Origin of the sequence: Asaia sp. BMEF1 (assembly GCF_051628905.1) — a bacterium.
Lineage (GTDB): Bacteria > Pseudomonadota > Alphaproteobacteria > Acetobacterales > Acetobacteraceae > Asaia.
Map to the genome: position 1 here is coordinate 581,597 of NZ_CP157575.1, position 25,285 is coordinate 606,881.

Here is a 25,285-nt window from a genome sequence, read left to right on the forward strand (position 1 = left end):
TTTCGCGTATGTCAGCCAAGATCACGCGCCTGCGGATAGCGGGTTTCAAAAGTTTCGCCGATCCTGCCACGATCGATATCCTTCCCGGGCTGACAGGCATCGTAGGCCCCAATGGTTGCGGCAAGTCCAATGTCGTCGAGGCCCTGCGCTGGGCCATGGGCGAAAGCTCAGCTCGCGCCCTGCGCGGCGGCGAGTTGGACGACCTGATCTTTGCCGGCACGAGCGCCCGCTCGGCCCGCTCTCTCGCCGAGGTAACGCTTTGGCTCGAAGAGGGAACTGGCCTCGCGCCCGCCCCCTTCGCCGATTCCGATGCACTTGAAATCTGCCGTCGTGCCGAGCGCGGCTCGGGCAGCGATTTTCGCCTTAACGGTCGCGCCTTGCGCGCGCGGGATATTACCACGCTCTTTGCCGATCTTTCTTCAGGCGCTCGCAGCTCCTCCATTGTCAGCCAGAACCGCGTCAGCGCGCTGATCAGCGCGAAGCCCGAGGAGCGCCGCTCACTGCTCGAGGAAGCTGCGGGCATAACCGGGCTGCACGCGAGACGCCACGATGCGGAACTCAAGCTGCGCCAGGCTGAAGGCAATATGGAGCGGTCGGAAGATCTGCGTCAGCAGATCGAGATACGCCTCGAGCAGCTTGAAGCACAATCGACTCAGGCGCGCGCCTATCGCAGCCTGTCCGAATCAATACGCGATGATGAGCAGGCTTTGTCCTGGCTGCTCTACAAACGCGCCGAGCTTCTGGTCGAGCGCACTACGTCCCTGTTGCAGGCGGCGGAGAAGGAGCGCGACGACTCCGCCGCCTCGGCCCACACCGCCGAGCAGCACGGCATCGGCCAGAAAGCACGTATTCTCAACCTGCGAGAGCAGGTCGAAACCCTGCGCAACGCGCGGGACGAATTACGCGTCGCAGCCGAAACAACACGTGAGGCACTGACACAGGCACGTAACTCAGCAGAACAGGGCGCTCAGCGTCAAGCACAGCTTCAGGCTGACCGGTCAATCGCCCAGTCGCGCCTTGAAGAGGCCAAGGCGAGGCACGCGAGCCTCATGGGGACCATGGCCGCTCTGGACATCCTGCTTAGGGATTTACCAGGCAAGCTCACTGATCTGGCCGAAACGGCAACGGGCAGTGCCTCCGCGTTGGCTTTGTCGGAAAAAGCACGTCAGGCCCTCTCCGACCGTCTCATTGCCGAGCGTCTGGCAGCCCAGACTCTTCAGGCGGAACATGAGTCGACCGCGGAACGTGTCGCCGCCCTCACCGAAGAGGCGCGCCAGCTGGCGCAGACATTGGGTGAGGTCAAAGCCGAGCTTCCCGACGAGGCGGAACTTGCTGACCTTCAAACAGCGCTCGACGAAAAGCGACGTCAGCGCAGAGCCCTGGAAGAGGCCAGCGCCACGCTGACCCGCTCCCAGCAGGATGCACGCCTGGCGCTTTCACAGGCCGAGCAGGAGGCCGATCGGGCCACAAGAGAGGCCGAACAGGCACGCGATACGCTCGCACGCCTCGTGGCAAGGTCTCGGACACTTGATGCGCAATGCGCTGCGCATGAGGCAGACCTCGTAGCTCTGTCCCGATCCCATCTCAGCGAAGCAGAACTCGCCGGACATGACGAGAAGGCGCGTCAGTTGCTCTCCGCGCGCGACAAGGCACGCAGTGAGGCCGAGCAGGCCCGCACGACGCTGACCCAGCACCAGCAGGCCCTTTCTCATGCCGAGGCGGAAGCTCAGAGCATTGCCCGGCAGCGCGTCCTCCTGACGCGTGAGCACGAGCAGGCCAGTGAGGCGCAACTTCGGCACGAGCACCAGATCGAAACGCTGGCAGCCCAGCGCGCCAGTCTCGACGCGCAGATGCCCGCCCTCGACGCCCTGGAGGCCGCGAAAGCCGCCCATATGGAGGCGGAGGCCCATGTCGCTGCCCTGACGGCAAAGATCGAGGGCCTCTCTGCAGAACGCAATATCTGTCGCCAGCAGTATGAAGAGCATGAAAAATTACGCCGGGAGACGACCGCCAAGGCCTTTGCCCTGCGCGCGCGTCATGACGCACTCGCCGCCACACATCAGTCGGAGGCCCTGCCCTCTCCTCTGATTGAGTCGCTCATTATCCCACCGGGCCTCGAGCGCGCCATCGCCTCCGCCCTCGATGCAACGCTCGATGCCTCGCTGGATGAAACGCAGGATCGTGCCTGGGCGCAGCTTCCTGCCTTGGCTGCACAGCCCCTACCGGCGCCGGCGCAGGGGCTGCTTTCTCTGATCGACTGCCCGACCGCGCTACATCGTTGTTTCGCGGCCATCGGATTGGTCGATTCTGTAGCGGCTGGCGCTGCGCTTCAAAGCCAGCTGGCGCCCGGCCAATGCCTTGTCAGCGCAGAGGGCGCGCTCTGGCGATGGGACGGCTATCGCGAAGCTGCCAATCTGTCATCGAATGCGCTGAACCGCGTCGAGCATCTCAGCACGCTTCGTGCGCTCCACTCAGAAATCGAACAGGCCGAGCAGGCACTCGCACCGCTGACAGAGCGTGTGACGACGCTGGAACAGCAGGAGCACTGCCAAACCGTTCAACTCGCCGAACTACGCGAGGCGCTTCATCAGCAGGAAGCGACACTCGCCGAGAAACGCCGTGAGGAAACGACACTTCTAACTCAGCGCGATCGCCTTAGCAGCCAGAGCGACCGTCTTGACCAGACGCGTAAGGAAACCGCGATTCAGCGTGACGAGACGGCCAAACGCGTCGAGTCTGCAAGAGAGGCGCTTGCGTCTCTCGTATCGGAGGACACGCTCAAGACGCAGATCGACGGCTTGCGCGAAACGCTCCTGCAGGCGCGTCATGAGACGGACCAAGCACTGGAACTGGCCAAGCGTCTCGAATCGGAACATGGTGCCGCCCAGGAAAACGCCACGCGCCTGAGGCTTCAGGAAGACTCCAACGCCACCAAATCCCGCACGCTGACGGCCGCACTGGCCCAGGCCCGACAGGATCAGGCAGAGGTAGCGACACAGAAGCAGCATCTCTCACAGACCGATTACGACGCGGAACTAACCCGATGCACCGAGGAGAGAGACAGGCAGCGGACGGCCCTGCAGGATTTCGAGAGCCGTCTCGAGACGTCGAGACAGGCGCTTGAAACGCTTGGCAGGGAAATCGGTGCGACGAGCAGAGATCTGCAAACAAGGCGCGACCTCAAACTCAGCCTCACCGCTCGCCTTTCGGCGCTCCTGCCCCAACACGATTCTGTCAAGAAAGCCCTCGCCCAGACCCAAGCGCGACAGCAAAGCCTGGCACTCATTCCCGATCTGATGCCCTTGGAGCAGGATTTTCTGCAGGCGCAGGCGCAGGAGGCCGCGCATCGTGAGGCGTCCGTGCGGCATCACGAGGCGCTCCGCGACGCAGAGGCCACTCTGGGCCGCGCCCAGCAGGAAAAAACCCAGCTCACATTGCGTATGAGCGAGAGCGACACTCAAGCCGCAACACTGCAGGACGATCTGGTCCGCCTGGACGCCCGCGTCGCTCAGGGCCAGACGGAATGCGCGCAGAGCGAGGCCGAGAGGACCAGGCTGGAGACCGCATCACAGGGGAGTATCGACGCTCTGGAAACAGCCGAAGAGGCATTTGCCAGCGCAGTTTCCTCCCTCGCCGGAGTCGAAGCCGCTCTGGAGACACTGGCCGAAACGCGCAGAGAGGCAGAGCAACGCAGTGCGTCAGCACGCGAAAACGCCATCCGCCTGCAGGAGCGCCTCACACAGGCCTGCGGCCAGCTCGACAAACTTGCCGAGAGCCGCGACACCGGACCGCCAGAAGACTTCGATCTGCCGCCAACCGAACAGAGCGAAACCACGCTCAAGCGCCGCCTGAACCGAAACCAGAAAGAGCGAGAGGCGCTCGGTCCGGTCAATCTTCTGGCTGAGGAAGAGTATAGCGAGGCACGCAGCCAGTCCGATCATCTGATGCGGGAGCATGAGGAGCTGGGTTCGGCCATCGGTCGCCTGCGCGGCTCGATCAATATGCTGAAGAAAGAGGGGCGTGAGCGGCTTCAGGCTGTTTTCGTCGAGGTCGACCGGCATTTCCAGTCCCTGTTCAGCCGCATGTTTAACGGTGGCAAGGCGCATCTGGGACTGGTCGGCAGCGATGACCCGCTCGAAGCGGGTCTGGAGATCTTTGCCCAGCCTCCCGGCAAGAAACTCTCGACTCTCTCGCTACTGTCTGGCGGAGAGCAGGCACTGACGGCACTCTCGCTCATTTTCGCGACCTTCCGTTGCCAGCCTGCCCCGCTCTGCATTCTGGACGAGGTCGATGCGCCGCTGGACGACGCCAATGTCGAGCGGCTTTGCGGGCTGCTCAAGGATATGGCCGAAGAGGCCGAGACGCGGTTTCTGATCGTAACCCATCATCAGCTTACCATGGCGCATATGGACAGGCTTTTTGGCGTCACGATGCAGGAGCGTGGAGTCAGTCAGGTGCTCTCTGTCGATCTCAGTCTTGCAACCTCCTTCGCTGAAACGGGTTCTCTGGCTGTGGTGTCCTGATCGGAAGCGGTTATAACCATGTCTTTATTGTGTTTTCCTTTCGATACCGCCCATAATGGCCGATTGACGCTACAGCCCTGAAAGGCCGAACCGATTTCCTTTTCGCCCCCTCATCTTCCCGATCTTTCGACGCTCAGCGCCGGTCGCGGTCTGCGTGTGGTGGGCGATGTGCATGGCGATCTCACGGCTTTCGAACACGCCGTGGCAACCGATCGCTTCATCGTCCAGCTTGGCGACCTTGTGGATCACGGGCCGGACAGTGCCGGAACGTTGCGGCTTATGCTCGACCTGATCGATGACGGGCGGGGTCTCTTCATTCTCGGCAATCACGACCGCAAGCTGGGACGCGCGCTCGAAGGCAGAAGGCTGAGACGCGATCCGCCTCTCGAAGAAACCCTGCGCCAGCTCTCAGGCCCGGTTCAGGCCGGGTTGCGTGAGCGCGCGTATGAGGCGATTGCCGATGCGCCTGCCTGGATCGTGCAGGGCAACATGATTTTCGTTCATGGCGGTTTTCACACCGATATGTTGTTCGAAGCCCCGCCACCGGCACTTGGTGCCATGACACCGCTCCTGTCCCGCGCACTTTTCGGCGAGACGACGGGCCGCATGCAGCCTGATGGCTATCCGGAGCGCCGACTGCGCTGGATCGATCATATTCCCGCCGATCATATCGTCTATTGCGGTCATGACCGACGCTCGACCGATGGCCGTCCCTGGATACGCGATGGACGCAATGGCGGTCGTGCCATCTTTACCGACCTTGGCGCCGGAAAAGGCGGCCATCTTGCCTGGATTGATCTCGATGTCTGAACAAGAAACACGCGCGCTCCTCGAACAGCATCGTCAGAGCATCGACAATATCGATGCTGCGCTCATTCATATGCTGGCCGAGCGCTTTCGCCAGACGCAGGCGGTGGGTGAACTGAAGGCCAGCTCCGGTCTACCGGCTGCCGATCCGGCGCGTGAGGCTCGCCAGATCGAAAGACTGCGCCAGCTCGCCTCCTCCGCCAGACTCGACCCCGACTTCGCGGAAAAGTTTCTTGCTTTCATCATACGGGAAGTGATCCGACATCATGACTCAATTGCCGGGCGCAGCCCGCGCTGAAACGGGGGGCGTGACATGACAGCGCATCATCTCATACTCGTCAGGCACGCTCAGGCCGCGCATGAGCTTTTCGGCAGCCAGGACCGCGAACGGCCGCTGACGGCCCAGGGTGAGCTGGATGCGCAGACCTTGGGCGAGAAGCTCGCTGGCGTTGGCATCGACTTTTCCAGCGCCAATCTCTGGCACAGCACCGCAAGGCGCACGACACAGACGACACAGGCCATCGCCTGTCACCTGCCCCAATCCTGCATCGTGCACGGTCTGGACGCGCTTTACGACCTCGATCTCTACGGCATTCTGGAGCTGGTGCGCGAAACGCCGCAGACCGTCAGAACCTTGGTCATCATCGGCCATAACCCGGCCATCGCAGAGACCTGTCGCCATCTGGCAAGCGATGCGATCGACGGGCCTATCGCCCGCGAACTCATGAAAGGCTACGAACCGGGCACTGCGGCGCTTTTCACCGTTGTGTCCGACTGGGCCGGTCTTTCTCCCAATACGGCAACACTCGGTACCGTACTTCACCCATAAGTTGATTGCCTCCCTCCGACTAAATTCCTAAGGCTCGTCCATGGCTGAACACGACACAACCGGATCCACTCCCGAAACGGCGACCCTCAGCATAGGCGAGCGCTCTGCCGTATTTCCGATCCTGAAGGGCCATCTTGGCCCGGATGTCATCGATATTCGCAAACTCACTGCCGATACGCAGATGTTTTCGTTCGATCCGGGCTATGGTGAAACGGCGTCTTGCCGCAGCGCCATTACCTTCATCGATGGCGATGAAGGGGTGCTTCTGCATCGTGGCTATCCGATCGAACAGCTCGCGACCGAAGCGAGCTTCACCGAAACGGCCTATCTTCTGGTCTATGGCGAGCTGCCCAATCGCGAAGATTACGAGCGCTTCCAGCAGGATCTGAAGGAGCAGGCCCTGCTTCACGAGCAGATCCGCAACTTCTTTAACGGCTTCCGTCGCGACGCCCACCCCATGGCGATTCTCTGTGGCACGGTTGCCGCGCTTTCTGCCTTCTATCCCGATGCCGTCGATATTTCCCACGAAGCATCACGCGACCTCTCGACGCGCCGCCTGATCGCCAAGGTGCCAACCATCGCCGCCTGGGCCTATAAATACACGGTCGGCGAGCCGTTCGTTTATCCCGACAACAATCTCAGCTTTTCAGAGAATTTCCTGAAAATGCTCTTCGCCAAGCCGAACGCTGATTACAAGGTCAACCCGGTTCTGGCTCGCGCTATCGACCGTATCCTGATCCTTCATGCCGATCATGAGCAGAACGCCTCGACCTCGACCGTGCGTCTGGTCGGCTCCACAGGCGCCAACCCGTATGCCTGCATTGCAGCCGGAATCGCCGCCCTCTGGGGACCTGCTCATGGCGGCGCCAACGAAGCCGTTCTCGGCATGCTGGCGCAGATCGGCACACGCGAGAATATCCCGTCTTTCATCGCTCAGGTAAAAGACCGCGAGAGCGGTGTGCGTCTGATGGGGTTCGGCCATCGCGTCTACAAGAATTTCGACCCGCGTGCGAAAATCATGGAGCAAACCTATCACGAGGTTGTCGCCGAACTCGGGCTGAAGCATGACCCGATGTTCGATCTGGCCGCCGAGCTTGAAAAGATCGCCGTCAACGACCCGTATTTCGTGCAGCGTCGTCTCTATCCGAATGTTGATTTCTACTCAGGGCTGATCCTAAAGGCGATGGGCATTCCGACCTCGATGTTCACGGTGCTCTTTGCCGTGGCACGCACTGTCGGCTGGGTGAGCCAATGGCGCGAGATGATTGAGGAACCGGGTCAGCGCATCGGTCGTCCGCGCCAGCTTTACGTCGGTGCAGCTCGGCGCGATTATATTCCGCAATGCCGGCGTAGCTGAACAGTATGAATTCCTGAAAAGAAAAAAGCCGGAGAACTTCTCCGGCTTTCTCTTTGACCGGACCAGAAGGCCCGGGCATCATACTTCTTTGAAAAGCCGGGCTGAAGCCTAGCAGTCACAGCCAGGTGTGGCGCCCTTGTCCTGACGGACGATGTGATGATCAATCCACTCCGAAACCAGACGACGTGCTTCGTTCAGCGAGGCTTCGGGATGATGTATACGATAAAGGGTCGTGCATGCGGTGAAAGCCTGGATATCAGGCTGGCCCACATCCCGCAGCTCTTCATACGCTGTGATAACAGCGCGTTCGCACTTTCGGGAAATGCGGTTGAGGTCAACAGTCACGCAAACTGATCCTAGTTGAGAATTATTATCAATTAGTGCATTGTAAATCTTTTCCGATGGTAAATGCAAGCATCGCCTATCGAACGAATGCGCGAGGATTTTCTCTCCTTATTTCTCTTACTTTTCTCGCAAAGGGCGGATAATCCTGCACGCCAGTAAGATCATGGAGTAATTACAGATGGCTCTTAGCAACGAGATCAATGGTGGCGCAGTCCGTCAGACACAATGGGACAGGGATGCTGCGCTCACCACGGCGCGTATCCTGCTGGAAATCAAGGCCATCAATTTCCGCCCCGAAGAGCCCTACACCCTGACGTCGGGCTGGAAATCTCCCGTCTATATCGATTGCCGCAAAATCATCTTCTTCCCCCGCGCCCGCGCCAAGATCGTCGAACTGGCCGTCGAGAAGATCGGCCGTCATATCGGTTATGAGAGCATCAACTGCGTGGTTGGCGGTGAGACGGCAGGCATACCCTTCGCTGCCTGGATTGCCGACCGTATGATGGCGCCCATGGCCTATGTTCGCAAGAAGCCCAAGGGCTTCGGTCGCAACGCCCAGATCGAGGGAGATGTGCCGGAATCGATGCGCACGCTTCTCGTCGAAGATCTGACGACCGATGGCGCTTCTAAAGTCCGCTTCGCCAATGCGCTGCGCTCAGCAGGTGCCATCATCGATCATACGTTTGTCGTCTTCTTCTACGGCGTCTTCCCCGGCGCCCAGAAGACGCTCGCCGACATGAATGTATCGCTGCACTCACTCTGCACCTGGTGGGACGTGCTTGAAGCCTGCTCAGGGGCGAATTACTTCTCCGAAAGCGATATCCACGAGGTGCGTCGCTTCCTGGAAGATCCTTGCGGCTGGTCGAAGGCTCATGGCGGTGTAGGCAGCGCCGAGGAAGCCGCCGCGCTCAAGGCCAAGGCGGAAGGCTGAATTGCTCCTACCTCCGGGCCGTGTGCTTGCCTTTGATTCTGGCATAGGGGGGCTTGCCGTCGTGCAAGCCCTGCGCACGACCCTGCCGGAAGGCACGCTTATCGACTATCTGGCCGATAACGCGCTGTTTCCCTATGGCGAGCAGGAAGATTCCCTGCTCATCACGCGCCTTCTCTCCCTGATGGAAGAGCGCATCGCCAGGTTACGCCCTGACGTGGTGCTGATTGCCTGCAACACGGCCAGCACGATCGCGCTCGACGCGCTGAGAGCGCGTTTCGACGTGCCCTTCGTTGGCTGCGTGCCTCCGGTACGCTGGGCCGCACGCGTAAGCCAGACCCGCGTCTTCGGGCTTCTGGCGACGCGAGGCACGGCTAGGCGCCCCTATCTGCGCAGCCTGCGCGACAGCTACGCTGCGGATTGCGAGATGATCGTGCATGGCGCCCGCGCCCTGGCCGATCTGGCAGAGCAGGCTTTCCTGGGCCGCCCTGTCGATGATTCCCTCGTGGCAGAGGAATTGCGTCATCTGTTCGATGCCCCCAAGGGACAGCAGATCGATACGATCGGCCTAGGCTGCACGCATTATACGTTTCTGACCGACGCCTTCCTGCGTCTCTGCCCGCCGGATATCAAGTTTCTCGATCCGGCCGTTCCGGTCGCGCAGCAGGTAAACCGGGTACTCGAAATGCGGACATTGCATGCCGAACGGGAAGATCTGCCCGAGAGCCTGACGCTGACCGGCCCCGCCGCCGATAGCGTAGCCCTGAAGCACGCTATTGCGCGGCTGGGCTATCACGACATCACAGTGCTGAACGGGGCGCTCACGCCCTGAAATCCGCCTCCCTGCTGGAGGCGGGCGCATTCAGTTGGCGCGGCTGACCGTATAGGACGCTGCATCGATCATCAGTTGACGGATCGGGCTGTCAGGGAAGATCGAGAGAGCCTCGATCGCTGCATCGGCGTAGACGCGCGCGCGGTCGATCGTGGTCTGGATGGCGCCGCGCTTTTCGATCAGTTCGAGCGCATGGGGCAGATCCTCGTCGCTCTGCTCTCCTGTCTCGATCACGCGCAGCCAGAAAGAGCGCTCCGCCTCGTCGCCAGCCTGAAAAGCCGCGAGAACCGGTAGGGTGATCTTGCCCTCACGCATGTCATCGCCAACGGTCTTGCCCAGAACCTGCTGATCGGCAGCGTAATCGAGCGCATCATCGACAAGCTGGAAGGCCATTCCGAGATTGGTGCCATAGGAATCGAGCGCCGCCTCTTCCTGTTCCGAACGTCCGGCGACCACAGCCCCAACGCGGCAAGCCGCAGCAAAAAGGGCTGCCGTCTTGCCATGAATGACCTCGAGATATTTCTCGATCGGCGTCGAAAGATCGTTCTGCGTCGCCATCTGCAATACCTCGCCCTCCGCAATGGTGGCAGACGCCGCGGAGAGGATGGCCATGACTTTCAGAGAGCCATCGGCGGTCATGAGCTGGAACGAGCGCGCGAAAAGAAAATCGCCAACCAGCACCGAGGCCTTGTTACCGAAAACCGCATTGGCCGAAGCCAGACCGCGGCGCAACGTGCTCTCATCGACAACGTCGTCATGCAGCAATGTGGCGGTGTGAATAAACTCGACGCAGGCGGCGAGACCGACATGGCGCTGGTTCTGCGCCGAGGGCTCGTAGCCGCAAAGACGGGCTGAAGCGAGAGTCAGGAGCGGCCGCAGCCGCTTGCCACCAGCGGCGACGAGATGGGCGCCAAGCTGGGGTATGAGCGGCACTGGGCTTTGCATACGCGCGACGATCTCGCGATTGCAGGCCTCCATATCGTCCTTCAGAAAAGCGGAAAGGGCGTGCAAGGCCGTGCTTTCTCTACTTGCTCCACTGGCCGCGCTCTGCGTCTTGATATCGGTCAGGCTGTCGGCACCACCCAAGGCAACTCTCCACTTCAAACTTGGCCACTGACGACCCTGATGCAGTATAAGGCACGAGCCGGGCTTCTTTCCGGCGCAGAAAAACACCGTGGCAGAAATCGAACTTCATGCATGACCCAGCCAGACCGGAAGACCAGCCCTCTGACAGTCCAAACCATATGAGCGGCGCTGCGCCCACGGTCAACCCGGCCACCCTAAAAGCTGAGGCCGCCGCGGTGGCGACAAGCGAGACGATGGAAGGCTATCTGCTCGATCGTCGCGTGCGTTACAGACAATTCACCCAGGGCTATCGCACAGGAATCGAGCCCGTTCTGATGGCCGCCTTCATCCCCGCCCTGCCGGGACAGAGCGTGCTGGAGGCCGGTTGCGGTGCAGGCGCCGGGCTTCTCTGCCTCACCTCGCGCTGCCCAGACGTCAGAGGGGTCGGGCTGGAAGCCGACGGGGCGACGGCACAGCTGGCGATACAGAACATGCGTGAAAATGACCGAGAAGCGCGCGTGACGATCCTGCATGGCAGCATCCCCCATGTCCCGCCTGCCCTGCGGCAGTTGACCCCCGGCGCCAATGGTCGATTTCATCACGCCATGGCCAATCCGCCCTGGCACCCGGCCGACCACACAGGGGCCAGCGATGCAAGGCGCCGTCTCGCCATGACAATGCCTGAAGGCGGCTGGGGCGAATGGATCACAACGCTTGCGCGCTGGGTACTGCCGGGTGGCAGCCTTACCCTCGCCCTCCCCGCAGCGGTCGTCGACCGCGCCTGCGAAGCGCTGCGCCTTGCAGGCTTCGGAAGTCTTACTCTGCTGCCTTTATGGCCGAAACAGGGTCGCGCAGCGAAAATCGTTCTTCTGCGCGCCATCCAGGGCGGTAAAGGGGTGTTCTCCCTTCTGCCCGGCCTCGTGCTGCACCGCGACGAGGGTGGCTACACGATCCAGAGCGAAGCGATCCTTCGCGAGGCCAAGGCTCTTTCCTGAAGCATTACTCATGCTCAGCCCGATGAGAGGACGTGAAACCTCCCCGGGATTTTTCAGCGCGGCGTGAAGACCGACATGCAGCGCCCGTCGATGACGAGTTCCTGTGCCGGGAAGCAGGCCTAAACATCGGCAGCGGGAAAGAGGGAACGACGATCAGACTGGCGATATCGTCGAGACACGCGCGTTCTCTAGGCGGTTATCGCCATCAAGCGATTTCAGGTTGCGGGCCTTCTTGAGGTCACGGGAACGATGATGGAGATGCCCGCATTATTCACGCGCCCATCTACCGCGCCGAGACGCTCCCTCGCCTGAACATAAGCCGTCGCCCACAGCTCGTTGAATGTGTCCTAAGGCCCGGGTAACCGGGTTTCACCCCAGCTTGGAGAGAGGGAAAGCGGTATCTTCGAGGCCACCGATATCGGCTTCGGTCGCGACGATCCTGGCTCTTTCTCCCGCAAAAAGAGGAGCGGCACAACGGCCGATACCCAAGCCAGTCCGGGTGATAAACGCGGGCTTGTTTTTCAGGGTGAGAGCTTTTTTCTTCCTGCCCGGATCACGCAGATTTTGCTGAAAGAAGAGCGCAGAGAGAATAGCTGAATTCTTGCGGTCATAACCCGGCAAGACCGAGGGAAAAGCCGGGATCATGCCCAGTCGGAAGCGAGGCGTGGCTCTGCGTCTCTGTTTCACTCTCGCGTCCTGCCGGTGAACCCCGAGGAAAATCGGCCTGGACAGGTTTGACAAAAGGGAGGGGTTTCCCCCTCCCCCTCATCAGGAAGCGAACACGTCCGCCTCGAAAGCTTCTTCCCACGAGCCACTGGTTGATGCGCGAGAGTATTCCGTCGAGCGGTTCTCGAAGAAATTTGCGTGCTCGACAGCGTTGAGCATGTCGTCGAGCCAGGGTAGCGGGTTCTCTTCGATGCCGTAGAAAGGATCGAGACCGAGCTGGGTCATGCGACGGTCGGCGATAAAGCGGATATAACGCTTGACCTGATCGGCGCTCAGCCCCTCGACATCGCCCATTTCGAAAGCAAGATCGATAAACGCGTCTTCATGCTCGACCGTGGTGGCGCAGATCTCGGCGAGTTCCGCGCGGAAATCCTCGGTCCAGATCTCGCTGTTTTCACGCACGAAGGTGCGGAAGAGGCGGATCATCGACAGGCAGTGCAGCGTCTCGTCACGCACCGACCACGACACAATCTGCCCCATGCCCTTTAGCTTGTTGAAGCGTGGGAAGTTCAGCAGAATCGCAAACGAGGCAAAAAGCTGAAGCCCTTCCATGAAGGCGCCGAAAGCCGCCATGGTCTTGGCGATCTCGCGCTTGTTGTCGATGTTGAAGGACTGCATGAAGTCATACTTGTCCTTCATCTCCTTGTATTTCAGGAATGCCGAATATTCGGTTTCCGGCATACCGATCGTGTCGAGAAGATGCGAATAGGCAGCAATATGGATCGTCTCGATGTTCGAGAACGAAGAGAGCATCATCAGCACTTCGGTCGGTTTGAAGACCTGGCTGTAATATTTCATATAGGCCGAGTTCACCTCGACATCCGCCTGGGTGAAGAAGCGGAAGATCTGCGTCACCAAGTGACGCTCGCCTTCGCTCAGCGTCCGATGCCAGTCCTTGACGTCATCGGCCAGAGGCACTTCTTCGGGCAGCCAATGCACGCGCTGCTGGATCAGCCATGCATCATAAGCCCAAGGATAGCGAAAGGGCTTATAGACCGGATTGGCGGTCATGAGGTCGAAATGCTGCTCCTCGGCGGGCGCCGCGCCTTGGTTCTTTGTCTCGCTCATTGGCTTTTCCTGATTTTGCTATGCTTTGACTGAATTTTTGGCGTGTGGTCGGCTGTCTTGTTCGGGCTCAGGGTCAGAACGGGACTGCCCTGCGTATCATTCAGAAGCAGCTTGCCCTGATCGATCTGCCAGGCCGCAACCTCACGGATCGCGCTGAAAACGGCGTCTTCCTGCGTCATCCGCACGCCGGGGCACGCCATGCGCGTGCCGGCAGTCGGGCCAAAGCTGAGGCTCTGTCCCGATGCGGTGACATGCCCCATCATGCGGTTGCACCCGCCCGTGCCGGAAAGAAACCCATCGCCGCGAAAGACCATGAAGGCCGGCGCTTCAGGGGCGGTCGCCTTCTCACCGATCTTCTCGATTTTCCAGCTGCCGACCAGTGCCGATGGCAGGGGCACGGCAACGGGCTCGACTACGATCGCGCTCTGCTCGGGCACGGCGCCGAGCGCCATAATGGCATCCTTGCTGATATAGAGCAGGCGATCGCCTGTCCTTATCTCGGCCCGAAGCGCATAGCGATGACCGGGCTTGAGAGAGGCCTGATCATAGGCCAGCGCGTAGCCGAAGCTCTGCGTGCCAACCGGGGCAAAGACGGTTTTACTGAGCGTCACAGAGGGTGCATCCGCAAGGCTGACATCGTCGAGCATTACGGCGAGCTGGGCGCCCGCGGGCAGATCGACCCTGCCCTTGATAGTGACCGTACCGCGCAAAAGCGTGGATGCACCGGGCTGCATCTCGTCGGCCCGCGCCGCGCCTGACAGGAGCGTCACCGGCGCCACGCCGAGCATGAGAGCCGCAAGCGTGAGGGCTTTTACTGACATGACAGGCATTCCTCATAGCTCGTGGTCGCTACCGGCTTCTTGGCGGCTTCCGTGGCGTTAGAGGTGTAATCTTCTTCCTCAAGAATATTGGTCTTGAGCGCCATGTCGCTCACCGCGTCAGCGCGCTGGATGGATAGCGAGCGGCAATAATAGAGCGACTTCACGCCACGTTTCCATGCCAGATAATGGATCTGATGCAGGTCGCGCTTATGGATATCGGCTGGCAGGAAGACGTTGATCGACTGTGCCTGACAGATGAACGGCGCGCGATCGGCGGCGTGTTCGATCACCCAGCGCTGATCGAGTTCGAAAGCCGTCTTGTAGACGTCCTTCTCGTCCTGAGTCAGGAAGTCCAGATGCTGGACCGAGCCCTTGTTCAGCGTGATGGACGACCAGACAGCGTCGTTATTCTGACCTTTCTGCTCCAGAAGCTGCAACAGATGACGGTTGCGCACCGTAAATGACCCCGAAAGCGTCTTTTGCAGGAACACGTTGGCTGAGATCGGCTCGATACCGGGGCTCGCATTGCCTGCAATGATCGAGATCGACGCCGTCGGCGCAATCGCCATCTTGTTGGAGAAGCGCTCCATGAAGCCGTATTCCTCGGCATCGGGGCACGGTCCCAGAACTTCCGCAAGATGCTTCGACGCCGCATCGGCCTGGGTCTTGATCTGCTCGAAGATGCGCTTGTTCCAGACACGCGCCATCACGCTCTCGAACGGGATATTGCGGGCTTGGAGGAACGAGTGGAAGCCCATCACACCCAGACCGACCGAACGCTCGCGCATGGCAGCGTAGCGGGCGCGTTCCATATCGTCGGGCGCGCGATCGATGAAGTCCTGCAACACGCGATCGAGGAAGAGCATGACGTCTTCGACGAATTGCGGATTGTCCTTCCACTGATCCCAGGTCTCGAGATTGAGCGAGGACAGGCAGCAAACCGCCGTGCGGTTCTTGCCGTGATGGTCGAGGCCTGTGGGCAGCGTGATTTCGGCACAGAGATTGGAGGTCTTGACCTCGAGCCCGGCAAGCTTGTGATGCTCGGGGCGCGCCTTGTTCACGTGATCGGAATAGATGATGTACGGCTCGCCCTGCTCCATACGGGCCGTCAGGATACGGATCCAGAGCTGGCGCGCAGAAATGCTGCGGACGATCGACATGTCCTTGGGCGAGCGCAGACCCCATTCCGCGTCCTGCTCGACGGCGCGCATGAAATCATCGGTAATCAGCACGCCATGGTGCAGATTCAGCGCCTTGCGGTTCGGATCGCCACCGGTGGGACGGCGCATCTCGACGAATTCTTCGACCTCGGGATGCCAGACCGGCAGATAGACCGCCGCCGAGCCACGACGCAGAGAGCCCTGAGAAATAGCCAATGTCAGGCTGTCCATCACGCGGATGAAAGGAATCACGCCCGAGGTCTTGCCGTTCTTGCCGACATTCTCGCCGATCGAACGCAGATTTCCCCAGTAAGAGCCGATACCGCCGCCCTTCGACGCCAGCCAGACATTCTCGTTCCACAGATCGACGATGCCGCGCAGGCTGTCATCGGCCTCGTTCAGGAAGCAGGAAATGGGCAGACCGCGCGTGCTGCCGCCATTGGAGAGCACCGGCGTGGCGGGCATGAACCAATGCTGCGAGATGTAGTCATAGAGACGCTGGGCATGGGCGGCGTCGGCACCATAATAAGAGGCAACGCGACCGAACAGATCCTGATAATGCTCGCCTGGCAGCAGGTAGCGATTATCGAGCGTCGCACGACCGAAATCGGTCAGAAGCGCATCGCGCGAGCGGTTGACGCGCACCGGATGATGGCCTTCAAGCTGCACCACGTCGTCAAACATATCGGGTTCAGCCTCGATCTCCTGTGGCGCGCGCTCACAGGGCTCGGGCAGGACGTCAGCCGATGCAGAAACAGTCTCACGGGTCGTGTCTTCCAGCAGGCTCACGGGCCATCTCCCCAAGATCAAAGCGAGATCAAAATCGCAAATTCCGAGTGTCCTCTTGGCGCAAGACCCCCTCCCGAGACAAGCAATATATCGGGTTAAATTTCACCCTCGCCACTACATATGGTGTTGACAGGGGAAGAAGCCCTTGAGGAACCTCAGCTTCCTCCAATGAGGATTTTTTCTCTCCTGCCAGAGCGTGGCCACGATGTCACAGCATGGGCGATGAACATTTCGCGTCGCGCCGCGTTGGCTGAGCAACCGGCCCGGACCGGGCTCGGAAAAGCAGGAGATCTTGCAATGACGATCAAGAAATCAGCCAGCGCCCAGTGGAGCGGTGGCCTCAAGGATGGCAAGGGCAGCATCTCGACCCAGAGCGGCGCGCTGTCGAACCAGCCCTATGGCTTCAACACGCGATTCGAGGACAAGCCAGGTACAAATCCTGAGGAACTGATCGGCGCCGCCCATGCCGGATGCTTCACCATGGCCCTGTCGATGATTCTCGGTGAGGCCGGTCTGACCGCGACGTCGCTTGAGACGAAAGCAACCGTGTCGCTCGACAAGAATGATGCCGGGTTTGAGATCTCGAAGATCCATCTCGATCTCAAGGGCAGCGTTCCGGGGGCCGATCAGGCCAAGTTTGAGGAACTCGCCACGAAAGCCAAAAATGGCTGCCCGGTTTCGCAGCTTTTCAAAGCTGAAATTACCCTAACGACGACCCTCGCCTGATAGCGGCCGATGGCCACCCTGCCAGGAGTGGCCATCGGCAGGCTCATTCAGACGCGGCTGCGGTGCCAGCTGTTCTGGGCGTGATCGCGCAGCAGGTGATCGAGCAGGATACAGGCGACCATCGCTTCCGCGACCGGCACGGCCCGTATACCGATGCAAGGATCGTGACGACCCTTGGTAATCACATCGATATTCTCACCCTGGCGATTGACCGAGGGTACCGGCACGAGGATCGAGCTTGTCGGCTTGATCGCAAAACGTGCGGTAATAGGCTGGCCGGTCGATATGCCCCCCAGAATACCCCCGGCGCGATTGCCTTCGAAATGCAGCACACCGTCATGCATGCGCATGGGGTCGGCATTGTCTTCCCCGCGCAGCGTGGCAACGCCGAAACCTTCGCCGATTTCGACCGCCTTGACGCCATTGATCCCCATCAGCCCCGAAGCGAGATCGGCATCGAGCTTGCCATAAAGGGGGGCGCCCAGACCGGGAGGAAAATTCTCGGCGACGACTTCGACCAGCGCCCCGATGGACGATCCGTCCTTGCGAACGCTGGCAAGCAGGCCTTCCCATTCTATGGTCGTTATCGGATCAGGGCAGAAAAGCGGGTTATTCGACACCTCGTCCCAGTCCCAGCGCGTGCGATCAATGGCAAGCCCGCCGACCTGAACCAGAGCAGCGCGGATCTGCGCCTCCTGCCCAAGGAGTTCGTTGATGACACGGCGCGCCACACCGCCAGCGGCAACACGGCAAGCCGTCTCACGCGCGGAAGACCGCCCACCACCGCGATAATCGCGATGGCCATATTTCAGGTCATAGGTGACATCGGCATGGCCCGGGCGATAGCGCGAAGCGATATCGGAATAATCCTTCGACCGCTGATCGGTATTGTCGATCATCAGCGAAATCGGCGTACCGGTGGTCTTGCCCTCGAACACACCCGACAGGATGCGCACCTGATCCGCTTCCTGACGCTGTGTGGTGAATTTGGACTGACCGGGGCGACGACGATCCAGCCAGGGCTGGATATCGGCTTCACACAGGGCAATACCAGGAGGGCAACCATCGATCACGCAACCGATGGCCGGCCCATGGCTTTCGCCCCAGGTCGTAACCCGGAAGAGCGTACCGAAACTGTTATCCGACATCTCAGCCTTCTGAAGACACGACGGCAATATCGGGTGCATTCGGGTTTTTCATGCCCACCACATGATACCCGCAATCGACATGATGGATCTCGCCCGTTGTGCCGGAAGAGAGTTCGGACAGGAAGTAAAGCCCGGCGCCCCCCACATCCTTGAGCGACACATTGCGCTCCATTGGCGAATTGAGCTGGTTCCAGCGCAGGATATAACGAAAATCGCCAATACCATTTGCTGCCAGAGTCATGATGGGGCCGGCAGAAATCGCGTTGACGCGGATATTGTCCTTACCCAGATCGGCCGCCATGTAACGTACCGATGCCTCGAGCGCCGCCTTGGCCACACCCATGACGTTATAATGTGGCATGACCCGCTCGGCCCCCAGATAGGAAAGCGTGAGCAACGACCCGCCATCCGCCATCAGCGCTGCGGCGCGACGAGCGACTGCTGTAAAGGAGAAACAGGAGATATCCATGGCCTTGAGAAAGGCATCGCGGGGCGTATCGACATAGCGCCCGCGCAGGAACTGCTTGTCGGCCCAGCCAATGGCATGAACAACGAAGTCGATCTTGCCCCATGCCTTTTCGATCTCATCGAAAGCACGGTCGATATCGGCGTCATCACCGACATCGCAAGGGATAACCAGAGACGCACCGACGCTTTCTGCGAGAGGCTTCACGCGCTTGCCCAATGCCTCGCCCTGATAGGTAAAGGCGAGCTCCGCCCCCTGAGCGGCGCAGGCGGAAGCGATGGCCCAGGCGATGGAGCGGTCATTGGCGACGCCCATCACAAGGCCGCGCTTGCCCGTCATCAGCGTCCCGGTGGGGAGATCGAACGAAGCGGTGGACATGAGGCAGATCCCGGTTAATGTCAGAAAAAGAAATAATAACGATCCGCTACGTCGCACATGCCCGCCGCGCAAACAAGTCTGGAGATGACACGTTAGAGGGGGCAGCAAAGACGGATCGAATTCAAGCAGGAGGCCCCTGTCATGCCTGACGAAACCACCCTTCCTCTTATTCCACTCGACGCAGACCCGTTCGTGCTTTTCGCTGAATGGATGAAAGAGGCGCAGTCCAGCGAACCTAATGACGCCAATGCCATGGCGATCGCGACCGCCACGCCATCAGGTGCGCCGTCGGTGCGCATGATCCTGCTTAAAGGAGCGGACGAGCGCGGGTTCGTATTCTATACCAATCTCGAAAGCCGCAAGGGAGGGGAGCTTCTGGCTAATCCCCATGCCGCTCTTCTGTTCCACTGGAAGTCGCTTCGCCGGCAGATACGTATCGAAGGCGCGGTCGAAGCGGTCAGCAACGAAGAGGCCGACCGGTATTTCGCGAGCCGCAGCCGCAACTCGCGCATTGGCGCCATCGCTTCCGACCAGTCACGCCCGCTGGCCGATCGTGCAGAATTCGAAAACCGCATCAGAAAGATCACAGAGTGTTATGAGGGCAAGGAGCCCGCGCGCCCTGACAACTGGTCAGGCTTCAGACTGGTGCCGGACCAGATCGAGTTCTGGCAGGACCGGCCCTATCGCATGCATGACCGTGCCACCTGGACCCGACAGGAGAACGACTGGGCGGTAACGCGCCTTTATCCCTGACATCCCGACGCATCGCGGGTTGCCTGAGGGCGATCCGCCTTTCCCACCACAGAACATCTAGCGAGAGTCCCCATGGCCAACGACGTCCGAAACATCCTCGTCCCGCTGAATGGCGCAGGCAATATCGATGCCGTCCTGCGCGTGGGACTTCTCCATGCCCGTGCGTTCAATGCCCATCTTTCGACTGTGCTCGTCGGTGATGACCCTAATGAAGTGGCTGCCCTGACGGGCGAAGGCCTGTCCAGCTCCATGATTCATGAAATGATGGAAGCAGCCGAGCACGAGGCGCATCGACGCATGTTGCAGGTGCGCCTGAAATTCGACGCGTTCATCAAGGAGAACGACATCGAACCCAAAAAGGGCTTTCTGGAAAACGACCCGCTTGCCCAGTCGCGTCTGAGCGCCTCGCTGGAATTTCTGACCGGCTCGGAGCACGAGGCCGTCACCTGGCGCGCGCGCCTGTCGGACATCACCCTGATGCCGCATCTCGGCCCGAATGATAACGCCCGTGCGTCAGAAGTACTGCATGCTGTGTTGTACGACAGTGGCTGCCCGCTCGTCATTGCACCGCCCAGCCCCCCGGTGAGCTCAGGCAAACGTCTCTGTATCGCCTGGAACGGCACGGCAGAGGCTGCGTCGGCCCTGCGTGGTGCCGTGCCCTACGCCAAACGTGCCGAGGCCGTACAGATCCTGACGAGCGTGGATTATCATCGGCGCGGGCCTGAAGCAGACACGGTACAGGATTATCTCAAGCTGCATGGTGTGGATGCAGAAATCCGCGTCTTCAAGGGGATCGATCGCGATGTCGGCGCTGGCATTCTGGCCGCCTGCGCCGATTTCGGCGCCGATATGCTGACGATGGGAGCCTATTCGCATTCACGTCTGCGCCAGATGATTCTGGGGGGCGCCACACGTCATATTCTTGAACATGCAGAACTGACCGTGCTGATGAGCCGCTGAGGTTTTTTGCCATAGCGCGTCGGACATGCTACCGCCGCGCTATGCGCGCTTTCCTTTCAGACGCCGAATGAATCGCCTCAGCCTGAAACGCGCGGCGGGCCGTTCTCTTCTCGTCATGGCGCGCTTTTATGTCGGCCTGACGATGCGCACGACGCGCTGGACTATCACCGGCGCGCCGGACTCCTTCTCTTCGCTTTTGCAGACACCCGAGCGCCCGACCGACGGGTGCATCACAGCGGCGTGGCACCGCACGCTTCTGATGCTGCCGGCCATGTGCCGCTGGGCGCATCAGCAGAAACCGGAATTGCCGATCACGGTCATGATCAGCCGTAACCGCGATGGGCGCTTTATCAGCGATCTCATCGCCCCGTGGAATATTGCGAGCATCGAAGGGTCGAGCGACCGCAACGGCAAGAACAAGGGCGGCAGCAGGGCGCTGCGCGAGGCGTTTACCGCTCTCAGGAACGGCGCAATTTTCATGATTACGCCAGACGGACCACGCGGACCGGCAGAGACCGTACAGGCAGGCACCGAGACTCTGATGCGCCTCACGGGCAAACCTCTGGTTCCCATCGGCGCCGCCTGCACGGGCTTCACCCTGCCGAGCTGGGACAGACTGCGCGTGCCGGTGCCTTTCGGGCGTGGCTATCTGCTTTACGGGGCGCCCTGCACCCATCCGATGACGGGCGATGAAATCGCTACAAGGCTGAAGACGCTCTCAACCCGTGCGGAAAACAGTCTTGCTCTGGGCCGCGCCGGGCTCGCCGATCGTCTGTGGATGGCGCTGGGCATGGCCCTGCTCCCGGGACTGCGCGCCATGTCGCTGATACGACTCAGGCGAGGCAAGGAACGGCTCGACCGCCTGCCAGAGAGGCGCGGTCGCACCCGGCTACCGCGCCCCGGCGGCTCGCTTCTCTGGCTCCACGCGGCAAGTGTTGGCGAGACGCATTCGATCCTGCCCCTGATCGACGCACTGGCGGCCCGTCACCCGGCGCATCGCTTTCTGGTCACCACTGCGACGACCAGCGGCGCGGATGTCATCGCTGGCTATCAGCGTCAGGCGGGGCCTGCAGCATCAAGACTGATCCATCAGTTTATACCCTATGACGTGCCACTCTGGACAAAGCGCTTTCTCGATCACTGGCGCCCCTCTGCCCTGCTCCTGACCGATAGCGAACTTTGGCCCGGTATCATTCTGGCTTGTACCCGACGCGCCATTCCGGTCGGCGTTCTCAATGGTCGCCTGTCCACGCGCTCGTGGCAGCGCTGGCAAAAAATAAAACGTTTTGCACCGCCGCTTTTCAAGCGCCTCGATTTTGTCGCAGCCCGCGGTGAAGAGGATGCGCGTCATTTTGCGACGCTGGGCGTGCGCGATGTATTGTGCTTCGGTGACCTCAAACAGAATGCGCCACCGCCTGCGGTCGATCGGGAAGAGCTCGGCGCGCTACGGGCTCATATCGGAAACAGACCAGTCTTTCTGGCGGCCTCTACCCATGAGGGAGAGGACGACATCATTCTGCGCGCTGCTGCCTTGGCACGACGCACCCTGCCAGACCTCCTTACGATCATCGCCCCGAGGCACCCCGTGCGTGCGGGGCAGATTGCCGCCCTCATCGCCCCGGCTCCGCCGCGCCGCTCGATGGGACAAAAACCGTCTGAAGCCGATCCGGTCTGGATTGCCGACACGCTGGGCGAACTGGGGCTGTTTTACAGCTTGGCGGATTGCGCCCTAATCGGCAATTCGCTTCTGCCGCCCGGTGGTGGGCACAATCCTTTCGAGCCCGTACGGCTCGATGTCGTTCTGGCAACAGGGCCATTCCACGACAATTTTCGCCCCGCCTACGAGCAACTCGCTGGCTTCGTAACGGCTATAAAGGGTGAAAAAGAACTGGCTGAATGGATCGACGCAGTGGTGAATAACCCGACAGCATGGCAAGCCAAGGCCCGACAGGCGCAGGCGGCGATCGCCTCACACGAGGCCGTGCCCGCCGCCTTGCTCGATAGGATTGACGCGCTGTGCGTGTGAAACTCGGTCCCCCTCAATTCTGGAAAGAGCAGAACCCGAGCTGGCAGGCCAAAGCCCTCATGCCTGTGTCCCTGGTTCTTGGGGCGCTCGCGCATTTCCGAAAGCTTGGCGTGTCACCTGCCGTCTCTCCCCTGCCCGTTTTATGTTGCGGTAATCTGAGCGTTGGCGGCACGGGCAAAACCATCCTCGTGCGTGACCTCGCCCGCCGTCTCGAAGCCAGAGGCGAAAGGCCTCATATCCTGAGCCGCGGCTATGGCGGACGACTGCAAGGACCGCTACGCGTCGACATCGCCCACCACACTGCACGCGATGTCGGCGATGAACCGTTCATGCTGGCCCAGCAATTCCCGGTCTGGATCGGCGCCAACCGTGCGGAGACAGCACGGCTCGCCGCCGAATCGGGCGCGACCTGTCTGGTCATGGATGACGGTCTTCAGAATCTCACACTCCGCCAGACGCTTAGACTGATTACGATCGATGGCAGCACGGGTCTGGGCAATGGGCGTACGCTGCCCGCCGGACCCCTGCGCGAGCCTGCCTCCAAAGGCCTGGAGCGGGCAGATGCTGTCGTACTCATCGGGCGAGACGACACAGCGCTCGCGGCACGCCTGCCCCCTCACCTGCCATACCTTGCTGCAAAGCTGATTCCCTCGGCCGCGATAAGGCGATTACAGGGCAAGCAGGTCATCGCTTTCGCGGGCATCGGGCGCCCTGCCAAGTTTTTCGACATGCTCACCGATGCCGGTGCCGCTCCCATGCGCATGATCGCTTTTGACGATCATCATGACTACAGCGAGCGCGACTGTCGGCGCCTTTCTGTGCTGTCGCACCAGCCCGGCGCGGTTCTGGTGACCACGAGAAAGGACTGGGTCAAGCTGCCCGACTGGCTGCGCGACGATGTCGTCGTGATCGATGTCGAACTGCTCTGGGCCGATCCCGGAGCACCCGAGAGGCTGCTGGACCTGCTAATGGCGAATGTGTAGAGCCGCCCAATGAGCGAAAAACCTGTCGTTACCCTGCTGCATCGTGCCGAATATGTCGTAGCGCGCCTTTTTCTCGCAGGGCTTTCCTGCCTCGGTCCCGCGACTGCCTCCAATCTGGGAGGCTGGGTCGCCCGAAAGATAGGCCCTCGCCTGCCGGTCTCGCGCCTGGCCAATGCCAATCTTGCTCTCGCCCTACCGAAAAAGACGCAGGCTGAACGCGCGCAGATCATTGTCGATGTCTGGGACAATCTCGGTCGCACCGTCGCCGAATTTCCCCATCTGGCCCGGCTGAAGCAGGATACGACGACAGGGCCGGGCTGGAGCGTCAGTAATGCCCATATCCTGGAAGAAATGGCGCAGGCGGAAAGACCAGTCATTTTCTTCTCCGGACATATCGGAAACTGGGAGATGCTACCGCCTGTCGTCGCACGCCATGGGCTGCCCTTTGCCTCTTTCTATCGCGCGGCAAGCAACCCCCTGATCGACAAGCTGATCATAGGATTGCGCTCGCGCGCCATGGGGGCAGACGTGCCGATGTTTGCCAAAGGAGCAAAAGGCGCGAGGCTTGCTCTGCGCCACCTTGCGCAAGGCGGGCATCTGGGGATTCTCGGCGACCAGAAAATGAATGACGGCATCGAGTGCCGGTTTTTCAACCTGCCTGCCATGACAGCCTCAGCTGCGGCTACCTTCGCGGTAAAATACGACTACCCGATCGTGACCGGGCGAATCATCAGGCTCGGCCCTGCGCGTCTCCATCTGGAGGTCGGACCTGTCCTGCTGCCCGGCCGGTCCATGTCAAGGCAAGATGAGATCGGGTCACTGACACAGCGATTGAATGACTGTCTGGAAAACTGGATCAGGGAAATACCCGGATGCTGGCTATGGCTGCATCGCAGATGGCCCAAAGAACTCTACGCGAGAAAACCGCGTTGAACCCAAGCAGACTTATATCTATAAGTATCCTTTGCGCGCGCGATAACTCTTGCAGAGACAAAATCCTCTCTTTATTGCCGTAATTTAAGGAAGAATACGAAATATATCGGCAAAAAAGACAGTATTGATTTCGATTACCCAATTTGCGCGCGGGCGAAACAAACCATTGCTTTTATGCAACACTGCTTCTTTCTCATGACAAAAAATGTGCGTTGGATGTAATTTTACGTTGAGACCGGCAGCTTTTGCCGTCTAGCCTCATGACTGCACCAGAAATGAGGACGCAACGTATGGCCCAGACGCTGCCGTTTCCCAAGAACGAAACTCCAGCACCTCTCAGCAATGTGATTCCGCTGCGCTTCAGCGTCTTGCCCCGTCATCGCGAGTATCTTTCGCAGTGGTTGCAAGCCGGTTTGGCCATGGGGCTGTGCGACGCCGATATCGAAACCGAGTGTTTCGAAGGGCGCGATGAAGCCGTGGCCCATATCCTGATCTGGGTTCGCGAAAATGCCGACCCTGCCTATATGATCAAGCCACGCGGTCTGCGCTGGGTGTTGATCGACCATATTCGCGAGCATGAGCTGGGCGTTTATGCCAGCCTAGAGCTCGCCCTGCATACGGTGCGCCCTGTGCTCCCGCTTAAGTCGATCGCTGCAGCCTGAGCAGC

23 protein-coding genes are annotated in these 25,285 nt (G+C 60.4%); 15 read left to right on the plus strand and 8 right to left on the minus strand.

All coding sequences use genetic code 11. The features are described 5' to 3' along the window. The first annotated feature begins 8 nt into the window (after positions 1-8). From ABHV46_RS02525 to ABHV46_RS02545, 5 genes are all read left to right on the plus strand, one after another. Positions 9-4,523, plus strand: a complete 4,515-nt coding sequence (locus ABHV46_RS02525; protein WP_438382573.1) for an AAA family ATPase — start codon at positions 9-11, stop codon at positions 4,521-4,523. A 93-nt stretch (positions 4,524-4,616) separates the two neighbouring features. Then, on the plus strand, positions 4,617-5,333 hold the full coding sequence (locus ABHV46_RS02530; protein ID WP_438384180.1) for a metallophosphoesterase: 717 nt from the start codon (positions 4,617-4,619) through the stop codon (positions 5,331-5,333). Next, positions 5,326-5,628, plus strand: a complete 303-nt coding sequence (locus ABHV46_RS02535; protein ID WP_438382574.1) for a chorismate mutase — start codon at positions 5,326-5,328, stop codon at positions 5,626-5,628. The genes ABHV46_RS02530 and ABHV46_RS02535 overlap by 8 nt, the downstream gene beginning before the upstream one ends. A 15-nt stretch (positions 5,629-5,643) precedes the next feature. After that, on the plus strand, positions 5,644-6,159 hold the full coding sequence (locus tag ABHV46_RS02540; RefSeq protein ID WP_438382575.1) for a SixA phosphatase family protein: 516 nt from the start codon (positions 5,644-5,646) through the stop codon (positions 6,157-6,159). Between the two features lie 40 nt (positions 6,160-6,199). Beyond that, on the plus strand, positions 6,200-7,516 hold the full coding sequence (locus tag ABHV46_RS02545; protein WP_336945210.1) for a citrate synthase: 1,317 nt from the start codon (positions 6,200-6,202) through the stop codon (positions 7,514-7,516). 108 nt (positions 7,517-7,624) lie between these two features. Here the strand turns inward: ABHV46_RS02545 and ABHV46_RS02550 are convergent, their stop codons facing one another. Next, positions 7,625-7,861 carry a hypothetical protein gene (locus ABHV46_RS02550; RefSeq protein WP_025841883.1) on the minus strand — a complete coding sequence of 79 codons (237 nt, stop codon included), beginning with the start codon at positions 7,859-7,861 and terminating at the stop codon, positions 7,625-7,627. A gap of 178 nt (positions 7,862-8,039) precedes the next feature. On the opposite strand from ABHV46_RS02550, the gene ABHV46_RS02555 reads away from it, so the two are divergent. Further along, positions 8,040-8,792, plus strand: coding sequence for an orotate phosphoribosyltransferase (locus ABHV46_RS02555; protein ID WP_438382576.1), 753 nt, complete (start codon positions 8,040-8,042; stop codon positions 8,790-8,792). Position 8,793: 1 nt separating this feature from the next. Then, positions 8,794-9,621, plus strand: coding sequence for a glutamate racemase (gene murI / locus ABHV46_RS02560; RefSeq protein ID WP_438382577.1), 828 nt, complete (start codon positions 8,794-8,796; stop codon positions 9,619-9,621). A gap of 30 nt (positions 9,622-9,651) precedes the next feature. Here the strand turns inward: murI and ABHV46_RS02565 are convergent, their stop codons facing one another. Then, entirely contained in the window at positions 9,652-10,599 is a 948-nt protein-coding gene (locus ABHV46_RS02565; RefSeq protein ID WP_438384182.1) for a polyprenyl synthetase family protein, read from the minus strand. A gap of 215 nt (positions 10,600-10,814) precedes the next feature. On the opposite strand from ABHV46_RS02565, the gene ABHV46_RS02570 reads away from it, so the two are divergent. Further along, positions 10,815-11,681 (plus strand): tRNA1(Val) (adenine(37)-N6)-methyltransferase, encoded by an 867-nt coding sequence (locus ABHV46_RS02570; RefSeq protein ID WP_438382578.1) that lies wholly within the window; start codon positions 10,815-10,817, stop codon positions 11,679-11,681. A 369-nt stretch (positions 11,682-12,050) separates the two neighbouring features. Here the strand turns inward: ABHV46_RS02570 and ABHV46_RS02575 are convergent, their stop codons facing one another. The 4 genes from ABHV46_RS02575 to ABHV46_RS02590 all read right to left on the minus strand — a co-directional run bounded on the left by ABHV46_RS02575 (position 12,051) and on the right by ABHV46_RS02590 (position 16,140). Next, positions 12,051-12,368, minus strand: a complete 318-nt coding sequence (locus tag ABHV46_RS02575; RefSeq protein WP_438382579.1) for a hypothetical protein — start codon at positions 12,366-12,368, stop codon at positions 12,051-12,053. An 81-nt stretch (positions 12,369-12,449) separates the two neighbouring features. Then, positions 12,450-13,475, minus strand: coding sequence for a ribonucleotide-diphosphate reductase subunit beta (locus tag ABHV46_RS02580; RefSeq protein WP_336945204.1), 1,026 nt, complete (start codon positions 13,473-13,475; stop codon positions 12,450-12,452). Beyond that, a complete protein-coding gene (locus tag ABHV46_RS02585; RefSeq protein WP_438382580.1) occupies positions 13,472-14,296 on the minus strand; it encodes an META domain-containing protein in 825 nt (274 codons plus the stop codon). The genes ABHV46_RS02580 and ABHV46_RS02585 overlap by 4 nt, the downstream gene beginning before the upstream one ends. Further along, positions 14,287-16,140 (minus strand): ribonucleoside-diphosphate reductase subunit alpha, encoded by a 1,854-nt coding sequence (locus tag ABHV46_RS02590; RefSeq protein ID WP_438384185.1) that lies wholly within the window; start codon positions 16,138-16,140, stop codon positions 14,287-14,289. Before ABHV46_RS02590 ends, ABHV46_RS02585 begins: the two co-directional genes overlap by 10 nt. Positions 16,141-16,542: 402 nt before the next feature. Here ABHV46_RS02590 and ABHV46_RS02595 point away from each other — a divergent pair, with 402 nt between their 5' ends. Continuing rightward, positions 16,543-16,971: an OsmC family protein gene (locus tag ABHV46_RS02595; protein ID WP_438382581.1), complete on the plus strand. Its 429-nt coding sequence runs from the start codon at positions 16,543-16,545 to the stop codon at positions 16,969-16,971. Between the two features lie 47 nt (positions 16,972-17,018). Here the strand turns inward: ABHV46_RS02595 and aroC are convergent, their stop codons facing one another. Continuing rightward, complete coding sequence (aroC, locus tag ABHV46_RS02600; RefSeq protein ID WP_438382582.1) at positions 17,019-18,119, minus strand: chorismate synthase; 1,101 nt, start codon at positions 18,117-18,119, stop codon at positions 17,019-17,021. Position 18,120: 1 nt separating this feature from the next. Continuing rightward, a complete protein-coding gene (gene fabI, locus ABHV46_RS02605; protein WP_438382583.1) occupies positions 18,121-18,963 on the minus strand; it encodes an enoyl-ACP reductase FabI in 843 nt (280 codons plus the stop codon). 141 nt (positions 18,964-19,104) lie between these two features. On the opposite strand from fabI, the gene pdxH reads away from it, so the two are divergent. The 6 genes from pdxH to ABHV46_RS02635 all read left to right on the plus strand — a co-directional run bounded on the left by pdxH (position 19,105) and on the right by ABHV46_RS02635 (position 25,280). Beyond that, on the plus strand, positions 19,105-19,716 hold the full coding sequence (gene pdxH / locus ABHV46_RS02610; RefSeq protein ID WP_438382584.1) for a pyridoxamine 5'-phosphate oxidase: 612 nt from the start codon (positions 19,105-19,107) through the stop codon (positions 19,714-19,716). Between the two features lie 72 nt (positions 19,717-19,788). After that, positions 19,789-20,676, plus strand: coding sequence for a universal stress protein (locus tag ABHV46_RS02615; RefSeq protein WP_438382585.1), 888 nt, complete (start codon positions 19,789-19,791; stop codon positions 20,674-20,676). 67 nt (positions 20,677-20,743) lie between these two features. Next, positions 20,744-22,702 carry a glycosyltransferase N-terminal domain-containing protein gene (locus ABHV46_RS02620; protein WP_438382586.1) on the plus strand — a complete coding sequence of 653 codons (1,959 nt, stop codon included), beginning with the start codon at positions 20,744-20,746 and terminating at the stop codon, positions 22,700-22,702. A 59-nt stretch (positions 22,703-22,761) separates the two neighbouring features. Then, positions 22,762-23,685, plus strand: a complete 924-nt coding sequence (gene lpxK / locus ABHV46_RS02625; protein WP_438384188.1) for a tetraacyldisaccharide 4'-kinase — start codon at positions 22,762-22,764, stop codon at positions 23,683-23,685. Between the two features lie 9 nt (positions 23,686-23,694). Next, positions 23,695-24,618, plus strand: coding sequence for an LpxL/LpxP family acyltransferase (locus tag ABHV46_RS02630; RefSeq protein WP_438382587.1), 924 nt, complete (start codon positions 23,695-23,697; stop codon positions 24,616-24,618). Between the two features lie 290 nt (positions 24,619-24,908). Beyond that, a complete protein-coding gene (locus ABHV46_RS02635) occupies positions 24,909-25,280 on the plus strand; it encodes a hypothetical protein (protein WP_336945194.1) in 372 nt (123 codons plus the stop codon). The last annotated feature ends 5 nt before the right edge of the window (positions 25,281-25,285 follow it).

Coding starts and splice junctions, on each gene's coding strand:
- ABHV46_RS02580 (WP_336945204.1), bottom strand. CDS start 13,475: ATGAGCGAGACAAAGAACCAAGGCGCGGCGCCCGCCGAGGAGCAGCAT.
- ABHV46_RS02525 (WP_438382573.1), top strand. CDS start 9: ATGTCAGCCAAGATCACGCGCCTGCGGATAGCGGGTTTCAAAAGTTTC.
- lpxK (WP_438384188.1), top strand. CDS start 22,762: ATGCCTGTGTCCCTGGTTCTTGGGGCGCTCGCGCATTTCCGAAAGCTT.
- ABHV46_RS02535 (WP_438382574.1), top strand. CDS start 5,326: ATGTCTGAACAAGAAACACGCGCGCTCCTCGAACAGCATCGTCAGAGC.
- aroC (WP_438382582.1), bottom strand. CDS start 18,119: ATGTCGGATAACAGTTTCGGTACGCTCTTCCGGGTTACGACCTGGGGC.
- pdxH (WP_438382584.1), top strand. CDS start 19,105: ATGCCTGACGAAACCACCCTTCCTCTTATTCCACTCGACGCAGACCCG.
- ABHV46_RS02620 (WP_438382586.1), top strand. CDS start 20,744: ATGAATCGCCTCAGCCTGAAACGCGCGGCGGGCCGTTCTCTTCTCGTC.
- ABHV46_RS02615 (WP_438382585.1), top strand. CDS start 19,789: ATGGCCAACGACGTCCGAAACATCCTCGTCCCGCTGAATGGCGCAGGC.
- ABHV46_RS02555 (WP_438382576.1), top strand. CDS start 8,040: ATGGCTCTTAGCAACGAGATCAATGGTGGCGCAGTCCGTCAGACACAA.
- fabI (WP_438382583.1), bottom strand. CDS start 18,963: ATGTCCACCGCTTCGTTCGATCTCCCCACCGGGACGCTGATGACGGGC.
- ABHV46_RS02585 (WP_438382580.1), bottom strand. CDS start 14,296: ATGTCAGTAAAAGCCCTCACGCTTGCGGCTCTCATGCTCGGCGTGGCG.
- ABHV46_RS02540 (WP_438382575.1), top strand. CDS start 5,644: ATGACAGCGCATCATCTCATACTCGTCAGGCACGCTCAGGCCGCGCAT.
- ABHV46_RS02565 (WP_438384182.1), bottom strand. CDS start 10,599: ATGGAGGCCTGCAATCGCGAGATCGTCGCGCGTATGCAAAGCCCAGTG.
- ABHV46_RS02595 (WP_438382581.1), top strand. CDS start 16,543: ATGACGATCAAGAAATCAGCCAGCGCCCAGTGGAGCGGTGGCCTCAAG.
- ABHV46_RS02630 (WP_438382587.1), top strand. CDS start 23,695: ATGAGCGAAAAACCTGTCGTTACCCTGCTGCATCGTGCCGAATATGTC.
- ABHV46_RS02570 (WP_438382578.1), top strand. CDS start 10,815: ATGCATGACCCAGCCAGACCGGAAGACCAGCCCTCTGACAGTCCAAAC.
- ABHV46_RS02545 (WP_336945210.1), top strand. CDS start 6,200: ATGGCTGAACACGACACAACCGGATCCACTCCCGAAACGGCGACCCTC.
- ABHV46_RS02590 (WP_438384185.1), bottom strand. CDS start 16,140: ATGTTTGACGACGTGGTGCAGCTTGAAGGCCATCATCCGGTGCGCGTC.
- ABHV46_RS02635 (WP_336945194.1), top strand. CDS start 24,909: ATGGCCCAGACGCTGCCGTTTCCCAAGAACGAAACTCCAGCACCTCTC.